Below are 17686 nucleotides of genomic sequence, written 5' to 3'. Positions count from 1 at the left end.
GGTCTTCTATTTTTACTTCGTATAAATACTAACTTCATCCACTTCATCTGATTCCAACAACTGAACACCAATGACTTCTTCTTGAGAAGTTGGAACATTTTTACCTACATAATCCGCTCGAATTGGTAATTCACGATGGCCTCTGTCTACTAGAACAGCAAGTTGAACTTGGGCTGGTCGACCATAATCCATAATGGCATCCATAGCTGCCCGAACCGTTCTTCCTGTGTAGAGAACATCATCGACAAGAATGACTTTCTTACCGGCAAGGTCTGTTTCAACGTGTGTTCCTTTAATAGTAGGATCTTCGTTGTCCTCAGATTTCGTTAGATCATCTCTGTAAAGCGTGATGTCTACTTCACCAATCGGTACTTCGACCCCTTCTATTTGCGAGATCTTTTCAGCTAACCTCTTCGCTAGCGGGACACCTCTTGTTTTTATTCCAACAAGTACAAGACCCTTGCCCCCTTTATTCTTCTCAAGGATTTCGTGGGCAACTCTTGTGAGTCCGCGCCGTATGGCAGCTTCATCTAGTACGAGTGCTTTCTTCTCCATGCTGTCTTATTCCCTCCTATTTTCACGAGGTACGAAAAAATCCCCTTCTACCGTGGTAGAAGGGGATTTAGATAGACGTTTACCCGACTAGGGACATAACTGTCTCTTTTATCCGTACCCTTCTCAGCCTCACGGGACTGTTTTAAAGGTCTTTATTCTAGTTCCCTATTATTCCATAGAACATTAAATTCGTCAACCTTTATAAAGACAAATGCTCTAAAACTTGTTTCAGCTCTTCTGGGAGATCGGAATCAAAGTGAAGCCATTCTCCTGTAGAAGGATGCTCAAATCCAAGCTCTTTCGCGTGAAGGGCTTGACCGTTTAAATCAAGCGTTCGGCGAGGTCCATACTTAGGGTCCCCTATAATTGGGTGCTCGATATAATTCATGTGTACACGAATCTGGTGAGTACGCCCTGTTTCTAAAACGCATTCGACAAGTGTATGTTCCTCAAAGCGGTCTAACACTTTAAAGTGAGTGACAGCATTTTTGCCACCTTCTACAACACCTTGTTTCTGGCGATCTTTCGGGTCACGCCCAATTGGAGCATCAATGGTTCCATATTCGTGGTGAATCACACCTTCAACTAAGGCTACATACTTACGTTCCACTGTTTTATTCGAAAGCTGTTCCGCTAAAGATGTATGAGCTTTATCGTTCTTTGCAACCATTAAAAGTCCGCTTGTATCTTTATCTATACGATGAACAATACCTGGGCGCATGACTCCATTAATACCTGATAGATCTTGACAATGATGTAGGAGAGCATTTACAAGTGTACCGCCCCTATGACCAGCTGAAGGATGTACGACCATCCCTTTAGGTTTGTTCACTACAATTACATCTTCGTCTTCATATACGACGTTAACAGGAATGTCTTCTGGCAATACTTCCATTGGTTCTGGTTCTGGAATCTCCCAGGATAAGACATCTCCTTCTTGACATTTATAGTTACTCTTCTGGTGAGCACCATTAACCGTTACGAATTGATCCTTTACCCATGCTTGTACTTGGGCACGAGATGCATCTTCGTTCAAAGCTGTTAATACTTTATCTAATCTCTCATTATGTTCTTCTTGTGTTATATGATGGGTGTTTAAACTCATTTTGCGCTTCCTTTCTTTCGTTCATCTAAAATTGTAGCTATAAAGACAAGCCCTACTCCGACAACAAGCGCAGAATCAGCTACGTTAAAGATCGGAAAATCATAGCTACCAATATAAACATCAAGGAAATCTACGACTTCTTTTCTAAAAATTCGGTCGATAAAATTCCCAACAGCACCGCCTAGGATTAATCCAAGAGAAATTCCAAGCAAGGGGTTATCTTTTGTATACTTTTGAATGTAATAGATCACAAAAACGATCACGAATGTTGTAATAATATAGAAAAACCAAAACTGTCCTTCTAGCATCCCCCATGCTGCTCCTTTGTTACGGTGAGACGTAATATAAAAAACATCTTCAATCACAGGGATACTTTCTAGCAACTTCATTTGTGTATCAATTATCCATTTCGTCAGTTGATCAATAAGTATGATTACAATCGCCAAAACGTAATACCACAAAACATGTTCCTCCGTTCTACACAAACTATTCCTTTAGCATTTTACCACACTTCTAAGAAACGTGCGCGAAAATCCTAATTCAAGTAAGGCACACCCCTCATATTCAGTCCTGAAATGATTCATTAATAAAGTTATAAGGGGAATGAAAAACCTGCCTCCGCCAAATGGCGGAAGCAGGCTGTTTACAAGTTCTTATGCTTTGTAGTGCTCTTCTACAACAGAAGCACAGCGTGGGCAAAGTTCTGGATGAGCTTCGCTTTCACCGATTTCTTCTGAAACAACCCAGCAGCGCTGGCATTTCTCACCTGGGTGAGCTTTTACAAGAACAGATACGTGATCATATTCTTTGGCTTCTGCTGCTGTATCAGCAACTGTAGCTCCTGATACAATCAACAGCTGTTCTAAATGGTCAACACTTTCTAGAAGCTGTTTTGTTTGTTCATCTTTTGGAACAATCGACACGTGGGCTTCTAGAGATTTACCAATTACTTTGTCAGCGCGTGCTTCTTCTAGCGCTTTTAAGACATCGTCACGAACCTCCATGAAGTGATCCCACTTCGCTTTAAGAGCTTCATGATTTTTAACTTCTTGAACTTCCGGAAGATCCGTTAATTGAACACTCGCCTCTTCCACGCCAGGGATGTGTTGATAAACCTCATCTGCTGTGTGAGAAAGAATTGGCGATAGAAGCTTCGTAAGAGACGTAATCATTTCGTAGTAAACCGTTTGAATACTACGACGACGGGCATCGTCTTTTGCTTCAATGTAAAGGATGTCTTTTGCAAAGTCCAAGTAGAACGAGCTCAAATCAATCGTACAGAAGTTATGAACCGCATGATAGATGGTAGAGAATTCATATTCATCATAAGCCTTACGCACTGTGCTTGTTAGCTCTTGTAAGCGCAGGAGCATATAACGATCGACTTCTTGAAGATTCTCTTGCTCTACGTAGTTTGTTTTTGGATCAAAGTCATGTAAGTTACCTAGCAAGAAACGGAACGTATTTCGAATCTTACGATAAACTTCTGATACTTGTTTCAAGATATCGTCTGATATACGTACGTCTGATTGATAGTCTGCACTTGCAACCCACAGACGAAGGATATCTGCACCAAGCTGCTTCATAACTTTATCTGGAACAATTACATTCCCTACAGATTTACTCATCTTACGACCTTGACCATCAAGAGCAAAGCCATGGCTCAGAATACCTTTAAATGGTGCTTTTCCTGTTACAGCAACAGCTGTAGAAAGAGAAGAGTTGAACCAACCACGATATTGGTCAGAACCTTCTAGGTAAAGATCTGCCGGACGAGCTAGTTCCTCACGTTCATGAAGAACAGCTTGGTGAGAAGAGCCACTGTCGAACCAAACATCCATGATGTCTTGTTCTTTCGTAAACGTTCCATTAGGGCTGTGCTCTGATGTGAAGCCTTCAGGAAGCAAGTCTTTTGCTTCACGCTCAAACCAAACGTTTGATCCGTGCTCACGGAATAAGTCTGAAACGTGTTGGATAGTTTCTTCTGTAATAATCGGAGTATTGTCTTCACCGTAGAACACAGGAATAGGAACACCCCAAGCACGCTGTCTTGAGATACACCAATCTTCACGGTCACGAACCATGTTGTAAAGACGCGTTTCCCCCCATGCCGGTGTCCACTTCGTTTGTTTGATTTCTTCAAGAATATCTTCACGGAAATCTTTAATCGAAGCAAACCACTGGCTTGTCGCACGGAAAATCGTTGGTTTTTTCGTACGCCAGTCATGTGGATAAGAGTGCGTGATAAATGTTAGATCTAATAAAGCCCCTACTTCTTTTAACTTTTCTGTGATGTCTTTATTTGCTGCATCATAGAACAAACCTTCATATCCAGGTGCCTCATCTGTGAAATATCCTTTTTCATCAACTGGACAAAGAACTTCAAGTCCATATTGTTTACCTACCCAGAAGTCATCTTCCCCGTGCCCTGGTGCTGTGTGGACACAACCAGTACCAGCGTCTGTCGTAACGTGGTCACCAAGCACGACAAGAGATGTGCGATCATAAAGGGGGTGCTGTGCTTCTACTCGTTCAAGTTCGCTCCCTTTATATGTCTTAACGATTTCTGGATCTGACCATTCAAGAGCTTCTGCAACTTCATCAATTAATTTCTCAGCAATGATATAGTTACCGTTATCTACTTTCACTTTTACATAGTTCAATTCAGGATGAACCGCAATACCTTGGTTAGCCGGAATCGTCCAAGGTGTAGTAGTCCAGATTACAAACGTTTCATCTCCTTCTAAAACGCCGTTTGTTTCTTTAACATCAAATCCGACGTAAATAGAAGCTGATCGTTTGTCTTGATACTCAATTTCCGCTTCAGCTAATGCGGACTCGGATGAAGGACTCCAGTAAACTGGTTTTTTACCCTTATAGATATAACCCTTATTTGCCATAGTTCCAAAGACTTCGATCTGGGCAGCTTCGTAATCTTTATTCAACGTGATATATGGGTGATCCCAGTCACCGCGTACACCAAGTTGCTTGAATTGATAACGCTGGTTATCAACTTGTTTTAACGCATATTCAGCACATTTTTCACGAAATTCAGCGACCGTCATCTTCTTACGGTTAACTTTCTTTTTCGCTAGTGCTTGCTCAATCGGAAGGCCATGTGTATCCCATCCTGGTACGTAAGGCGCATGAAATCCTGCCATAGATTTATATCGTACAATAAAATCTTTTAATACTTTATTTAAAGCGTGACCCATGTGAAGGTCCCCATTGGCATACGGAGGGCCATCATGAAGTACGAATAGCGGGCGTCCTTGTGTACGCTCTTGTACTTTTTCATAAATATTCATGTCTTCCCATTGTTGTTGCATTTTAGGCTCACGATTTGGAAGGTTCCCTCGCATAGGAAACTCCGTCTTAGGCATGAGCAAGGTGTCTTTATAGTTCATTAAACCGTTCCTCCTTCATAAGTTCAGCATAGTCAATTTGCTATGGACTGATACCTTTAAAAAAACAAAAAAGACCCTCTCATCCCAGAAGGGACGAGAAGGTCTCGCGGTACCACCCTTATAGATTAAAAGACATACGACGTCTTTAAAAATCCACTCTAGCATTCGTAACGTGAATGAAACGCCTCTATTTACAAATAAAATCAATAGAGGTACTCGAGGGTGATCTTCCAAAATAATATCTTACTCAGGCTTCCACCATCCCTGATTCGCTTGTGTAGATTAATTATTTCGTACTGTCCCTGTCATCATATGTGTATATAGATAGAGTTCTGTTAATGAATTATATGTAAAAATAGCTCAAGCGTCAAGAATTATTTTCGGCTAGCTCTTTTTCATATTCTGTTTCTTCATCGATCTCCTCATTGAACAGTTCATCCCAGTCATCTGTTTCTAACATGTCAAGCTGTGCTTCTACCATCATCTTTAGACGAGTACGGAACACTTTAGCTTGTTTTTTTAGTTCTTCAACTTCTAATGATATTCGACGAGATTTCGATAACGCTTCGTTTATAATACGATCCGCATTTTTCTCAGCTTCTTTTAAGATAAGCTTCGATTCTTTGTTTGCATGCCCCTTCACTTCTTCTGCTGTCTCCTGAGCCACAAGAATCGATTTATTCAACGTTTCTTCTATATTACTAAAGTGACCAAGCTTTTCTTCAAGCTGGCTTACTTTTTCCTCTAGGTTTTTCTTTTCACGAATGACTGATTCATAGTCTTTGATGACCTGATCAAGAAATTCATTGACCTCATCTTCATCATATCCTCTAAACCCACGCGTAAACTCTTTGTTATGGATGTCTAATGGTGTAAGTGCCACTAGGGCCACCTCCTTTAATAAATAAATATACACATTTCTTCAGTAAGCTATAAATTCGACAAAACCTCACTAAATCCTTCTCATTTCCACAAGTATTCATGTAAATTTATCGAAAAAAGAGAGAATTAACTTTTTGCCCTCTATTTATTATTTTAACACAGCCGTCACAATTCGCCATTTATCTTTTTTGGTTTTACCTTCAATTTCTTTTACAACGCTACGACCTTTGCCTCTCAGTGATATAAGGTCTCCCGTTTCTAAAGTGAATGAAGGATCTTCTACTTTGCGAAAGTTTACCTTTACAGCTCCCTTGTCAATAAATAAACCAGCTTTTTGCCTCGAAATGTTGTAGATCTCTTTCACCATAACATCTAAACGGAGAGATGATACAGTTCCAGATTGCTCTTGCCACTCTTCTTGTGTTTGAAGAACTTCTCCTAAGGGGCGTTCTTCAAACGAAACGCCAGCTTTTTTAATACCTGTCAGATTCATCTTAACGTAATCTGCAATTTCACTTGCTATAAGAATTTGAATATGTGTATCCGTTACGATTAAGTCACCCAACTTATTACGTTTAATACCTAGAGACATGAATGCACCAAGCACGTCCCTATGCTCAAGTGTAACGAACTTACTTGGATAACTGGCTTCTAATAAGGTCACACCAAACTCTTCATCCAACGGACTTTCATAAAATGGGGCTAATATAATGCGTTTACGTTCTGAGGCTTCATAACCCCCAAAATCCCTTAATACAAAATCTTCATTATTACCAATAATAGAACGAAATATGTGCTGCTCTCTTGGGTCAAGAAAGTCACTTACTTTCCTTTCATAGCGAGAAGCCACTTCGTCCTGCCATGATAACACTTGATCGATAAAGGGTTGTTCCTCTTTACGGAAATGCTGATAGATGTCCATCACATTCACCTACTTGATCTATAAAATAAGGATGTCTAGTGAAAACTTCCTCTCTAATCATTAAGAGAAAAGCCCTCTTTAGACATCCCATAATCGGTTCATTTCTTATGGATTATACTAAAATATCATACAATACGGGTAAACCGTATAACTGAGCAATATTTAAAGCAAAAATCGCCACGATTGGCGAAATATCAATCATTCCAAGTGGAGGAATAATCTTTCGGAAGGGCTCCAAATACGGCTCGCAAATCGCACTTAGAAATCGACCAATTGAAGAATCTCGTGCACCTGGGAACCAGGACATTAAGATGTAACCGATAAGCGCATAAAAATATGCTGAAAGCGCAAAGCTTAAAAATTCAAAAATGATCCCTATCAAATTGTCTACCACCTTTTCTCGTATTCATCATCACTAGCAAACATTTCTGAAATATTGCCAGAGACATCTACATTATCAGGCGTGCACAAAAAGGTTTGTGAGCCTAGCTTTTGCATATCCCCACCTATAGCATAAACGGTTCCACTTAAAAAATCTACAATCCGTTTTGCTTGATGATGATCTACTCGCTGCAAATTAATGACAACCGCTTTACGATTGACTAGATTGTCAGCAATCTCTTGTGCCTCATTATACGTTCTTGGCTCAAGTAGAACAACTTTAGAAGCAGGTTGTACACTTTTTAAACTGACTACGTTTTGTTTTTTCTCTTCTTTCGTCTGTGGTTCACGTTGCTTGGGATGATTTCTTTGGTCCACTTCTTCCTCTTCAGCATCCACATATTCGTATTCATATTCATATTCATCTTCTAAAGCGAAAATTTTCTTAACACTTTTCATGAATCCCATGATTTTTCACCTCTTTTATTGATCCTCACGACCGACTAACTTTGAGCCAATGCGTACATGGGTTGCTCCTTCTTCAATGGCAATCTGATAATCGTTGCTCATCCCCATTGATAATCCATGACAAGGAGCATGGACCCAACCTTTTCTCTCTACCTCTTCTTTTATCTCGCGTAGGTGATGAAAAGTAGAACGTAAACGTTCTTCATCTTCAGTATGTGGTGCCATCGTCATTAGCCCTTCTACTATAATATTGTCATAGTTTGACAAACGCTCAATAAACGAAAGAACCTCATCAGGTGATATACCGTGTTTAGATTCTTCACCACTAACATTCACCTGAACGAAACAAGAAATTTTTTGGTTAGCACGCTTATGAATTTCTTTAGCTAAAGAAAGTCTGTCCAAGGAATGTATAGTCGTTATAATATCAATAACATCTTTAACTTTTCTAGATTGTAAAGACCCGATAAAATGCCATTTTGCTTCTGACCCCATGGCGTCAAACTTTTCTTGTAAACCTTCAGAACGGTTCTCTCCTAAGTGTGTGATCCCGGCATCAACTGCTTCTTTAGTGCGTTCAATAGAAACGTATTTTGTCACTGCTATGACTGTAACATCTGAAGAGTTCCTCCCGCTTCTTTCACAGGCTTGTTTGATCTCTTCTGTCACAGTCTCGACATTTTTCTTGATGTCCACGAAAAAATGTCTCCTTTCTTACTTTTTAAACCCGATAAAACCTAACATTCTACCGGTCTTGCCCTCATCCCTTCTATGGGAGAAGAACAAATGACTGTTTTGATATGTACAATATTCTGATACTTCAATATGGTCTTCTTTAATACCTGCTTGCATGAGCAATTCCTTGTGCATCTGCTGAAGTGACAATAAATACTTTCCACTTCCTTGTTCAATTACTGTCGGTTCAGAGCGAAAATGTTTAGGAATCTGATCTATCACAGCATCATCTACTTCGTACGCATCGCCACCTATTGAGGGTCCTACTGCAACTCGAATGTGTCTTCTGTCCGCACCATACTTTTCTAAAGCTTCAATCATCTTAGGTCCCATGCTAGCGACGGTTCCTCGCCAACCAGCATGAGCAATACCAATCCAGTTATGTACTGGGTCAAAGAAAAATAATGGTACGCAATCTGCATAAAAAGCAGTAAGGAGTACGTTCGGTTCGTTTGTAATTAGGCCATCACAATCCGGAATGGCGGTTTCTCTTGAAGTTGCACCTTTCCCTAAATCTTTCTTTGTAACACGTTTAATTTCTGTCTTATGAACTTGTTCCCCACCTACCCAGGATTCGAGTGGAAAATCTAATAATTGAGCCAGCGTTTCTCTATTTTTTCTAATCGTATCTTGTTGATCAGGAACGTGCCAGGCCAGGTTGAACGAATCGAACGGAGCCTCTCCTGTACCGCCTATACGTGTAGTAAGCCCTACAGTCAGTTCAGGATGAGGATACGTCCACTTCGTTAACTCCATATAAGAAGGATGTGTATGATGAAAGCTCTCCATGCTTCTTACCTCCAAAAAAATAATGGTTTCGTATATTTTATCACATTCTGTAGGAAAATTCTTGAGTGAATCCGCTTATTCTGGCTTTTCAGGAGGATATAATTCAGGACGTGTCACATTTTTCACTAAAATAACATCCTCTCCTATCGTTAAGATCGAAGACCAAGGAATAACTAGTTCCTCATCTTTACCGAATAACCCCATCATCTTTCCCTTTGTCCCAACTACAATGGCAATGAGCTTCCCTTTATCTACATCAATTTCTAAGTCAGTCATGTGACCAATTTTTTGACCATTCTCTACTGAAATTATTTCTTTTACTTGTAACTCAGATATCGTCACCATTCATGACACCACCTTTATAGCTATTTTATGCTCAAGATGGCTTAATCTTCACCAGAATATATATTCAATATTGAGGTGGAACTATTTAAGTACACCCTAAACTGTGATTGTTGCTTCAAACACCAGCATGCTTTTTCGAGTGATTAACTTTAAAAGAAATAACAGAAAAGGTCTAAGTACATGTCATATGTACTTAGACCCATTCATTAGTCATACATTTGTTTGTTCATTTCTTTGATTGCAGCTTTTTCAAGACGAGAAACTTGAGCTTGGGAAATCCCTATTTCATCAGCAACTTCCATTTGCGTTTTCCCTTGGAAAAATCGCTTATTCAAAATCATTTTCTCTCGGTCGTTTAATCTTCTCATACCCTCTTGTAAGGCAATCTCATCAATCCAAATCGAATCCTTGTTTTTCTCATCACTTAACTGATCCATAACAAATATCGGGTCCCCACCATCATTATAAATGGGTTCGAATAATGAAACTGGATCTTGAATTGCATCAAGAGCAAACACAACATCGGAATGGGGAACTCCCATTTCCTCAGCAATCTCCATTGGTGTTGGTTCTTTAGACGTCTTACTCATGAGCTTCTCTCGTACTTGTAAAGCTTTATAAGCGATATCTCTCAACGAACGAGAAACACGAATAGGATTATTATCCCTTAAGTAACGTCTAATTTCTCCAATAATCATTGGTACAGCATAGGTTGAGAATTTTACATTTTGACCCAAATCAAAATTATCAATGGATTTCATTAGTCCAATACAACCAACTTGGAAAAGGTCATCCACGTATTCTCCTCGATTGTTAAAGCGCTGAATAACACTCAGCACAAGACGTAAGTTCCCATTTACTAACACTTCTCTGGCACTTTCGTCTCCTGCTTGCATTTGCGTAAATAACTTACGCATTTCATCATTTTTAAGTACCGGTAATTTTGATGTATCGACTCCGCAAATTTCAACTTTATGTCGTGTCAAATCTATACCCTCCTCAGTGGAGCTGCTGTCAAAAAACAGTATCTCCTGGCGAGGGAAATTTATGCACGAGTGTCTTTTCATGTATGGAAGCCTAACAGCTTTCTTACATGAGAATTAGCTATAAATCGCTAAAAAAAGAAGAACTAAAAAAATTTACAGTTCTTCTTTTTTCACCGTATAAATCCATATCTTATGTATGGAAATAATGGTATATCTGTAGATCGATATCCATATAATCTTGAGTGGTAAACAAAGTTCCAAAAAAATAAGACGAAAATGAACTGAATCATTTTCGTCTAATACATTATTCTTCTACACCATTTTATTAAACTCTTTCTTTAAACGACGAATAATTTTCTTCTCTAATCTTGAGATGTAGGACTGTGAAATCCCTAACATATCAGCAACGTCTTTTTGTGTTCGTTCTTCTTCTCCGACTAGCCCAAATCGTAATCCCATTATCTGCTTTTCTCTATCATTCAGCTGCTCTAAAGCTTTTAGCAACAATTTCTTATCAACGCTTGCTTCTAAATCTTTTGTAATAATATCCTCATCCGTTCCCAACACATCTGATAATAGCAATTCGTTTCCGTCCCAATCAATGTTTAGTGGCTCATCAAATGAAACTTCACTGCGAATTTTGTTATTCCTTCTTAAGTACATAAGAATTTCATTTTCTATACACCTAGAAGCATACGTAGCTAATTTAATTTTCTTTTCAGGATTAAAGGTATTAACTGCTTTAATCAGTCCAATGGTTCCAATACTAATTAAGTCCTCGATATTAATCCCTGTATTTTCAAACTTGCGGGCTATATAAACCACTAACCTTAAATTTCGTTCAATTAAGATGGCTCTCGCAGCTTGATCCCCTTTCGTAAGCTTTTGCAAGAGTTCTGCTTCTTCTTCTTTACTAAGCGGTGGTGGAAGAGCCTCGTTTCCCCCAATGTAGTACACTTCATCTGTTTTCCAGCCTAATTTGTATAAAAGCTTATACCACCATAATTGAACTTTAAGCTTCCATTTTCTCATAGTTCTCCTCCCCTTTTGTAAAACATTTATGCAGAGTCAACAGCTATTGACTTTAGTAAATGTGGATGTAGCAAACATTGGTAGCTTTCGTCTGGTGAGAGTTGTCCAAATTGAATCCCTATAAGGACCCGGTCTACCGAAATTGGCTTATCTTCAATCGTTAGACGAATCCAGTCCGGTTTTAAGACGAGCATAAACTGACTTGTACCTCCCACCCCTTGATAAGGCACAATTCTAAACTTATCCGTCCAGCCCTCAGGAATAAGTTCAAAATCAAGGGTTTGTTGTACTTTATGGATATTCTCCCACTCCTCTTCTTTAAACCACTCCTTCATAACTGCCTCATCACATATGATGACAGGTTGCTTCGTAATTGGATCAACAAGCTGATTGCCACTATCTACAAAGGATAAAAGTTGTTGTACATGGTTATTTACTGAGATAGAAACAGGAAGGATTTCATCATACTTAATCTTTTGGACAATAAGCTGCTCCATTCTACGTTTAGAGAAAATCCAAACAATAGGGAAACCGATTAGAACAAACAACCAGCTGATTCCATCCCCAAACCCTGTTTGATACGTAACAATGACTCCACTCGAAACAAAGATCTGCTCATTTAAGAAGTAATAGAGTCCAAACAGCCCTCCACCAATTGAAAACGTCACAAAGTAGAATAAGAAGAGCCTTCTAGCAAACAATCGTACATTTCGGTAACCAAAAGCAGTGAATATAATAAGTAGTGAGAAAAGGCCTTTTCCAGCTGGCGTAGCCCATAAGGAAGATGGATAAAATAAGTTCAGTGGAACTAACAACGAAGCCACAACAGCACCAAGAGCCAAACGATACCTGGGGCTTCTTGACTTGGATAAACTATGCGTCAGAAGTAAGATCATCCAGTCTAGGAAAAAGTTCAGAAGCCAAACAGCATCCAAATAAATGGTCAACATTTCATCCCTTTCTCTTAGGAATTTCATCTGTTGAAATTTAGTATAGAAGAGATAGATAAAGAAGTCTGTCACATTATGAGAGGAAGTTGAAACTTATTTTTATAGATTTAAGCAGGTTTTGTCGGAAGGTTTTTGTGAATGAGAAGCATACATCTATTTAATACTTTTTACACTATATGAAGAAAGTAATACTAGACTATGATTATGTATTTATTCAAGAACAGGTTAGGATTGTTGAAGACACGAAGCTGAGACGTTTGGTCAGGGGAGGTCCGTTGCTAGAAGAGAAGGTGGGCAGGCTTGGGGACCACTCGCTTTCCTGCGGGGAGCTGGGAAGCCTCCTCAATCGCTACGCGCTTTCCGGGGTCTCCCCTAGGCTCCATTTCCCGCGGGAGTCTCGCAGTCCCCAAGCCTACCCTGACTTTAATCTGATGAACGGACCCGCTTATTATAGTTGCTCTTAAGCCGCCCACCTCACAAATATGGCGCGTTTCCGTCTCTACCCATTTAGCAAAGGTGGGCCTGGAAATTGCGAGACTCCCTCCGAAAATGTTGATGCACCAGGGGTTATAGTTGTTTGTGACTCTTGAAAAAAATTTTTTAGGTTCACACATATGAGATTTAGAACACTAATTTCAAAATGTTGGAAGGTGGGTTGACGCGTTGCGGTTTCTTATTGGAAAAGAATCTCCTAAACCTATCTAGCGATGCATCTTGGATCCCTGCTCTCTTATGAGGACGTACCCTCCCATGTCTCTTGGCGTCGCGCGCTTACATTCCTTCGTTGGGTCTCATCATAAGGCAGAGGCCGGCTTTATTCTCCTGCATGAACTCGAAGTTCTTCGTCTCGCCCTGCGCCAGCTTCTCCATGTCATCTTATGGTCTTAAGCCCGGAATGCACTCACGAGGCCTTTTCGAGGCAATGAAGGTCCTGTCTCATTTTGTCTTCATTAAAATAGGATTCATGTACCGAGAGTCCAAAAAAGATCTTAACTAGTTTTCCGCAAAGCACAACCATGGCTTCCTTCTTCTTTAAAGGATTATTGGTTCTTGTAATATAGTACGTATATAGTTCATGGAAGACGTCATTGTTTCGAAGCAGGGGCATAATTGCTTTATATAATAAGCTTCTTAATCGCCTTCTTCCACGCTTGGATAGTTTCTTTTGTCCCTTGTGCTTCCCCGATGAATTCTCTCGCAGTGATAATCCCGCTAGATTGATGATTTGGCGTGGACTGTTGTACTGCTTAAGAGAACCGGTCTCAGCGAGTAAATCGGTGACCGTGTTGACTCCAATGCCTGGTACGGAAAGAAGAAATTCAAATTCCGGCAACTGCTTGGCCAGTTTTTCTAGCTCTTGGTCTAATGCCGTTAATCGCCGTTCCACTAGTCTGTATTGGTCAATTAATGTGCCAATTTCAATACGAGCCATTTGAGATCCTTCTGTAAGGCCTATAGAACGCTGAGCTAGCTCTTGAAGCTCACGAATCTTAGGTTTTGAAGCGAGTTTTGCGCCTTCTTCTTTATACAACTTGGCTAGATCTTCAACGCTTCGGCCCAAGAGGTCTTCAGGCAACGGCGTTTGTTTTAGAACCGCACAAGATAACTGTCCTAACCCCTTGATCCCACTTGTGAATTCAGGGAAGTATTGATCCATCCAGCCAGTGATTTGATTCTTAATACGGGTTTGTTCCTCTCTCAATTTCCAGCGAAAGGCTGACCCGTTCCGAAGCTCTGCTTCAATACCTCCGGGGACTTTGGGATAACTGAAATAGCCTCCCACTATAAGTTTTGCGATGATGCGTGCGTCTTTCTGATCGTTCTTGGTTTGCGAGTTATCATCAAACTCTTTTGAACGATTCACATGCATCGGGTTAACCGCCACGAATGGAATATCAGCTCCTATTAAATAAGCAGCTAAATTCATCCAATAATGGCCAGTGGGCTCAAAGCCGATCAGCACATGATCTTTCCCGTGTTTATCTAGTAGCTCTTGGATTTGAAACGTAAACTTTTCAAACCCTTTACGGTTCTGGTCGATAGGGAAAGCTTTACTTAGTTCTCTTCCTCGATCATCAACCGCAATGGCATAGTGCTTGTGTTTTGCGATATCAATCCCAATTACAATCGTCTGTTCCGTGATTTGATTTAAGCGCTCATTTCGTTTATCATTCACTTGTGAGTCCTCCTTTTATGGTGGTTGTATTTGGTTGTACAAATGCATCATAAAGGAGGGCTTTTTTTGTTTCAAGACCCCTATCTTTTTCCGACAGGAATGCTCCTGCGGGAGAAAGAGGTAGACGAGACCCCGCAGGGTGGTTTTCCCGAGGAGGCTCGACAGCTCGCCCGCGGAAAGCGAGTGATTTCCCAGGCCCGCCTTACGCTCCATTAAAGCTGACGGAAACCTCTCCCCATCTAGCGCAAAACATATCTATCTCAGCTTCAAGTCTTCCATACAATGGAGGCTTATATGGAAGACATCAAATTCTATTAGAAAACCTGATCAATATAAAAAGCCTACAGCTTAAATGCTGTAGGCTTCCTTCGTTATTGTCTTCTGTTTCGGTTACGGTTTCTCAAGAATGTCGGGATATCAAGCGTATCCTCTTCTTGTTGAGGCTTGTAACTCGGAGAAGATTGTTGTTGCTGAGGCTGACTTGAAGCAGGGGCTTCTCGACGTGGCTCAGGACGTTTCTTCTCTTGTTGAGGCTGCTGATTATTCAAACCAGGACGTGCCTGTGGTTTATTACCTTGTAATTGACTCTCATCAAATCCAGTCGCGATGACTGTTACTACAATTTCATCTTTTAGATTCTCATTAATGACAGAACCAAAGATTACGTTTACTTCTTGATCCGCTGCAGACGTTACAATATCGGCTGCTTCTTGTACTTCATAAAGACTCAGATTTGCTCCGCCTGTAATATTCATAAGAACACCATGTGCGCCATCGATTGATGTTTCAAGTAACGGTGAGGAAATAGCTTTCTTGGCGGCCTCTGCGGCTCGACTTTCTCCTGTAGCAATACCAATTCCCATAAGGGCAGACCCTTTATCAGCCATAATCGTTTTCACATCGGCAAAGTCTACGTTTATGAGACCAGGTACAGCAATTAAGTCTGAGATACCTTGCACACCTTGACGTAGAACGTTATCCGCTTCACGGAATGCTTCTAGCATAGGTGTGTTTTTATCCACGATCTCAAGAAGACGATCATTTGGAATAACGATCAGCGTGTCGACGTTACTCTTTAATGAGTCAATACCTCCAGTAGCTTGTGTAGAACGTTTACGTCCTTCGAAAGTGAATGGACGTGTTACAACACCAACTGTTAAGGCACCCAATTCTTTTGCTACCTGAGCAATGACAGGAGCAGCACCAGTACCAGTACCGCCGCCCATTCCTGCAGTAACGAAGACCATATCCGCACCTTGTAGGGCTTCCTCTAACTGTTCTTTACTTTCTTCAGCTGCTTTGCGACCAACTTCAGGATTCGCTCCAGCACCTAAACCTCGTGTTAACTTATTACCTATTTGCATTTTGACTTCGGCTTTAGATAAGTTTAATGCTTGTGCATCGGTGTTCACCGCAATAAACTCAACACCTTGTACTCCATGCTCAATCATTCGGTTTACAGCGTTACTACCGCCTCCACCTACACCAATAACTTTAATGGTGGCTAATTGGTCCGTGCTCGTATCAAACTCTAACATTTTCCGTTCCTCCCACTTTGCAAGATTCCAAGATTCTGTATCTAGTACGATTTAAACTTCGATAGGATGGATGTTTAATCGAAGAAATATTTAATTAAATTTGCAACTTTTGATTCTTTTTGTTTCTTTGGTTCAGGTTGTTGTTCAGACTGACTTGGTTGTTTCTTTTGTTTCTTTACTTTCGGTTGCTCGGTTTCTTCTACAGTAACCGAAGGGAAAAGTTCTTTGCCTTGTATTTTCGCATTATGATAGGCAAATTGCAATATACCTACACCTGAAGTAAATTGCGGTTCGCGTACCCCGATATAATCAGGTATTGCAATTCGAACGTTTGTTTGGAAGCAATCCTGAGCTAAATCTGCACAACCTGGCATCCCTACTAATCCACCAGTTAAGACATATCCACCTGGCAATTCACGATAACCCATGCGTCTTAGTTCACGCTCAGCGTATGCATAAATCTCTTCTAATCGTGCTTCAATCATATCAGATATCTGTAACTGATTAAATGATTGTTTCCGGTCACTACCAATAATAGAAACCTCAAATGTTTCCTCTTCTTGAGCATCATCAAAGAAGGCATGGCCGTAATTGAGTTTTACATCTTCAGCTTCTTCTGTTGATGTTCTCATACCGATTGACAAGTCTTTAGTGACGTTATCGCCACCTAATGAAATAACACTTGTATCTTGCAAGAACCCTTGTTCAAAAACAGAAATAGTTGTGCAACCGCCACCAATATCAAGAAGAGCAACACCAAGATTTTTCTCATCTTTAGATAAAGCAACAGCTCCAGAAGCTAACGGTTGTAAACATATATCGAGAACTTCTAAGTTAGCGCGTTCTACGCACTTCAAGATGTTATGTAGAACCGTCTTTGAACAAGTTATAATGGTTCCTTCCATTTCAAGACGAACACCAATCATACCGCGAGGGTCTGTAATTTCATCTAATCCATCCACAATAAATTGCTTAGGAATAACGTCTACAATTTCACGTTCTGGTGGTACAGAAATGACCTGGGCTGCATCAATTACACGTGCAATATCTTCATTCCCAATTTCACGGTTTTCGCTTTGCACAGCTACAACACCATGACATGGCTGAAGTTGTATGTGGCTACCATTAATACCCACAACCACACGGTTAATCTGCATCCCTACCATTCTTTCTGCCTGTTCTACAGCATTTCGTATGGATTGGACCGTTTGATCTATGTCTACAATGGCACCTTTTTTCATCCCATTAGAGGCTGCTGTGCCAACACCTATAATATTTAACGAATCATTCATTACTTCGCCTATGATTACTTTGATTTTTGATGTACCTATATCAAGGCTGACAAGTATATCATTGTTGTTCAAATCCAAGGCACCTCCTAAACTAAGGCATCTGATTAGTTCACATGTTACCGA

Annotated in this window: 17 protein-coding genes and 1 other annotated feature; all 17 genes read right to left on the bottom strand. The window is 40.3% G+C overall.

Translation table 11 applies throughout. The annotated features are described in order from the left end of the window. Positions 1-12: 12 nt before the first annotated feature. Positions 13-555: a bifunctional pyr operon transcriptional regulator/uracil phosphoribosyltransferase PyrR gene (gene pyrR / locus N780_RS00195; protein WP_036778528.1), complete on the bottom strand. Its 543-nt coding sequence runs from the start codon at positions 553-555 to the stop codon at positions 13-15. A 199-nt stretch (positions 556-754) separates the two neighbouring features. Then, on the bottom strand, positions 755-1660 hold the full coding sequence (locus N780_RS00190) for an RluA family pseudouridine synthase (RefSeq protein ID WP_036778527.1): 906 nt from the start codon (positions 1658-1660) through the stop codon (positions 755-757). Further along, positions 1657-2121 (bottom strand): signal peptidase II, encoded by a 465-nt coding sequence (gene lspA / locus N780_RS00185; RefSeq protein WP_036778520.1) that lies wholly within the window; start codon positions 2119-2121, stop codon positions 1657-1659. The genes N780_RS00190 and lspA overlap by 4 nt, the downstream gene beginning before the upstream one ends. A gap of 192 nt (positions 2122-2313) precedes the next feature. Further along, the gene (ileS, locus tag N780_RS00180) at positions 2314-5067 is read right to left on the bottom strand and encodes an isoleucine--tRNA ligase (RefSeq protein ID WP_036778518.1); all 2754 of its coding nucleotides are present in this window, start codon (positions 5065-5067) and stop codon (positions 2314-2316) included. Positions 5068-5153: 86 nt separating this feature from the next. Beyond that, positions 5154-5385: a binding site (T-box leader), on the bottom strand. Positions 5386-5434: 49 nt separating this feature from the next. Continuing rightward, complete coding sequence (locus N780_RS00175; RefSeq protein ID WP_036778514.1) at positions 5435-5950, bottom strand: DivIVA domain-containing protein; 516 nt, start codon at positions 5948-5950, stop codon at positions 5435-5437. 147 nt (positions 5951-6097) lie between these two features. Continuing rightward, positions 6098-6871 carry a YlmH family RNA-binding protein gene (locus N780_RS00170; protein WP_036778512.1) on the bottom strand — a complete coding sequence of 258 codons (774 nt, stop codon included), beginning with the start codon at positions 6869-6871 and terminating at the stop codon, positions 6098-6100. A gap of 112 nt (positions 6872-6983) precedes the next feature. Continuing rightward, positions 6984-7250: a YggT family protein gene (locus N780_RS00165; protein WP_036779778.1), complete on the bottom strand. Its 267-nt coding sequence runs from the start codon at positions 7248-7250 to the stop codon at positions 6984-6986. An 8-nt stretch (positions 7251-7258) separates the two neighbouring features. Next, a complete protein-coding gene (locus N780_RS00160; protein ID WP_036778511.1) occupies positions 7259-7720 on the bottom strand; it encodes a cell division protein SepF in 462 nt (153 codons plus the stop codon). A 15-nt stretch (positions 7721-7735) separates the two neighbouring features. Continuing rightward, positions 7736-8416, bottom strand: coding sequence for a YggS family pyridoxal phosphate-dependent enzyme (locus tag N780_RS00155; RefSeq protein WP_036778510.1), 681 nt, complete (start codon positions 8414-8416; stop codon positions 7736-7738). 18 nt (positions 8417-8434) lie between these two features. After that, positions 8435-9244, bottom strand: coding sequence for a peptidoglycan editing factor PgeF (gene pgeF / locus N780_RS00150; RefSeq protein WP_036778506.1), 810 nt, complete (start codon positions 9242-9244; stop codon positions 8435-8437). 75 nt (positions 9245-9319) lie between these two features. Next, entirely contained in the window at positions 9320-9589 is a 270-nt protein-coding gene (locus tag N780_RS00145; RefSeq protein WP_036778502.1) for a YlmC/YmxH family sporulation protein, read from the bottom strand. Between the two features lie 206 nt (positions 9590-9795). Next, positions 9796-10575 (bottom strand): RNA polymerase sporulation sigma factor SigG, encoded by a 780-nt coding sequence (sigG, locus tag N780_RS00140; protein WP_036778499.1) that lies wholly within the window; start codon positions 10573-10575, stop codon positions 9796-9798. Between the two features lie 312 nt (positions 10576-10887). Further along, positions 10888-11607, bottom strand: a complete 720-nt coding sequence (sigE, locus tag N780_RS00135; RefSeq protein WP_036778497.1) for an RNA polymerase sporulation sigma factor SigE — start codon at positions 11605-11607, stop codon at positions 10888-10890. Positions 11608-11633: 26 nt separating this feature from the next. After that, positions 11634-12557, bottom strand: a complete 924-nt coding sequence (gene spoIIGA / locus N780_RS00130; RefSeq protein ID WP_052114824.1) for a sigma-E processing peptidase SpoIIGA — start codon at positions 12555-12557, stop codon at positions 11634-11636. 901 nt (positions 12558-13458) lie between these two features. Continuing rightward, positions 13459-14733, bottom strand: coding sequence for an IS110 family RNA-guided transposase (locus tag N780_RS00120; RefSeq protein ID WP_036778483.1), 1275 nt, complete (start codon positions 14731-14733; stop codon positions 13459-13461). A gap of 371 nt (positions 14734-15104) precedes the next feature. Then, positions 15105-16271: a cell division protein FtsZ gene (gene ftsZ, locus N780_RS00115; RefSeq protein ID WP_036778481.1), complete on the bottom strand. Its 1167-nt coding sequence runs from the start codon at positions 16269-16271 to the stop codon at positions 15105-15107. 74 nt (positions 16272-16345) lie between these two features. Next, a complete protein-coding gene (ftsA, locus tag N780_RS00110) occupies positions 16346-17635 on the bottom strand; it encodes a cell division protein FtsA (RefSeq protein WP_036778477.1) in 1290 nt (429 codons plus the stop codon). Positions 17636-17686 lie beyond the last annotated feature (51 nt).

Origin of the sequence: Pontibacillus chungwhensis BH030062 (assembly GCF_000770675.1) — a bacterium.
GTDB classification, from domain to species: domain Bacteria; phylum Bacillota; class Bacilli; order Bacillales; family BH030062; genus Pontibacillus; species Pontibacillus chungwhensis.
Note: the sequence above shows the minus strand (reverse complement) of the source record. Positions and strands in the feature narration are given on the sequence as shown.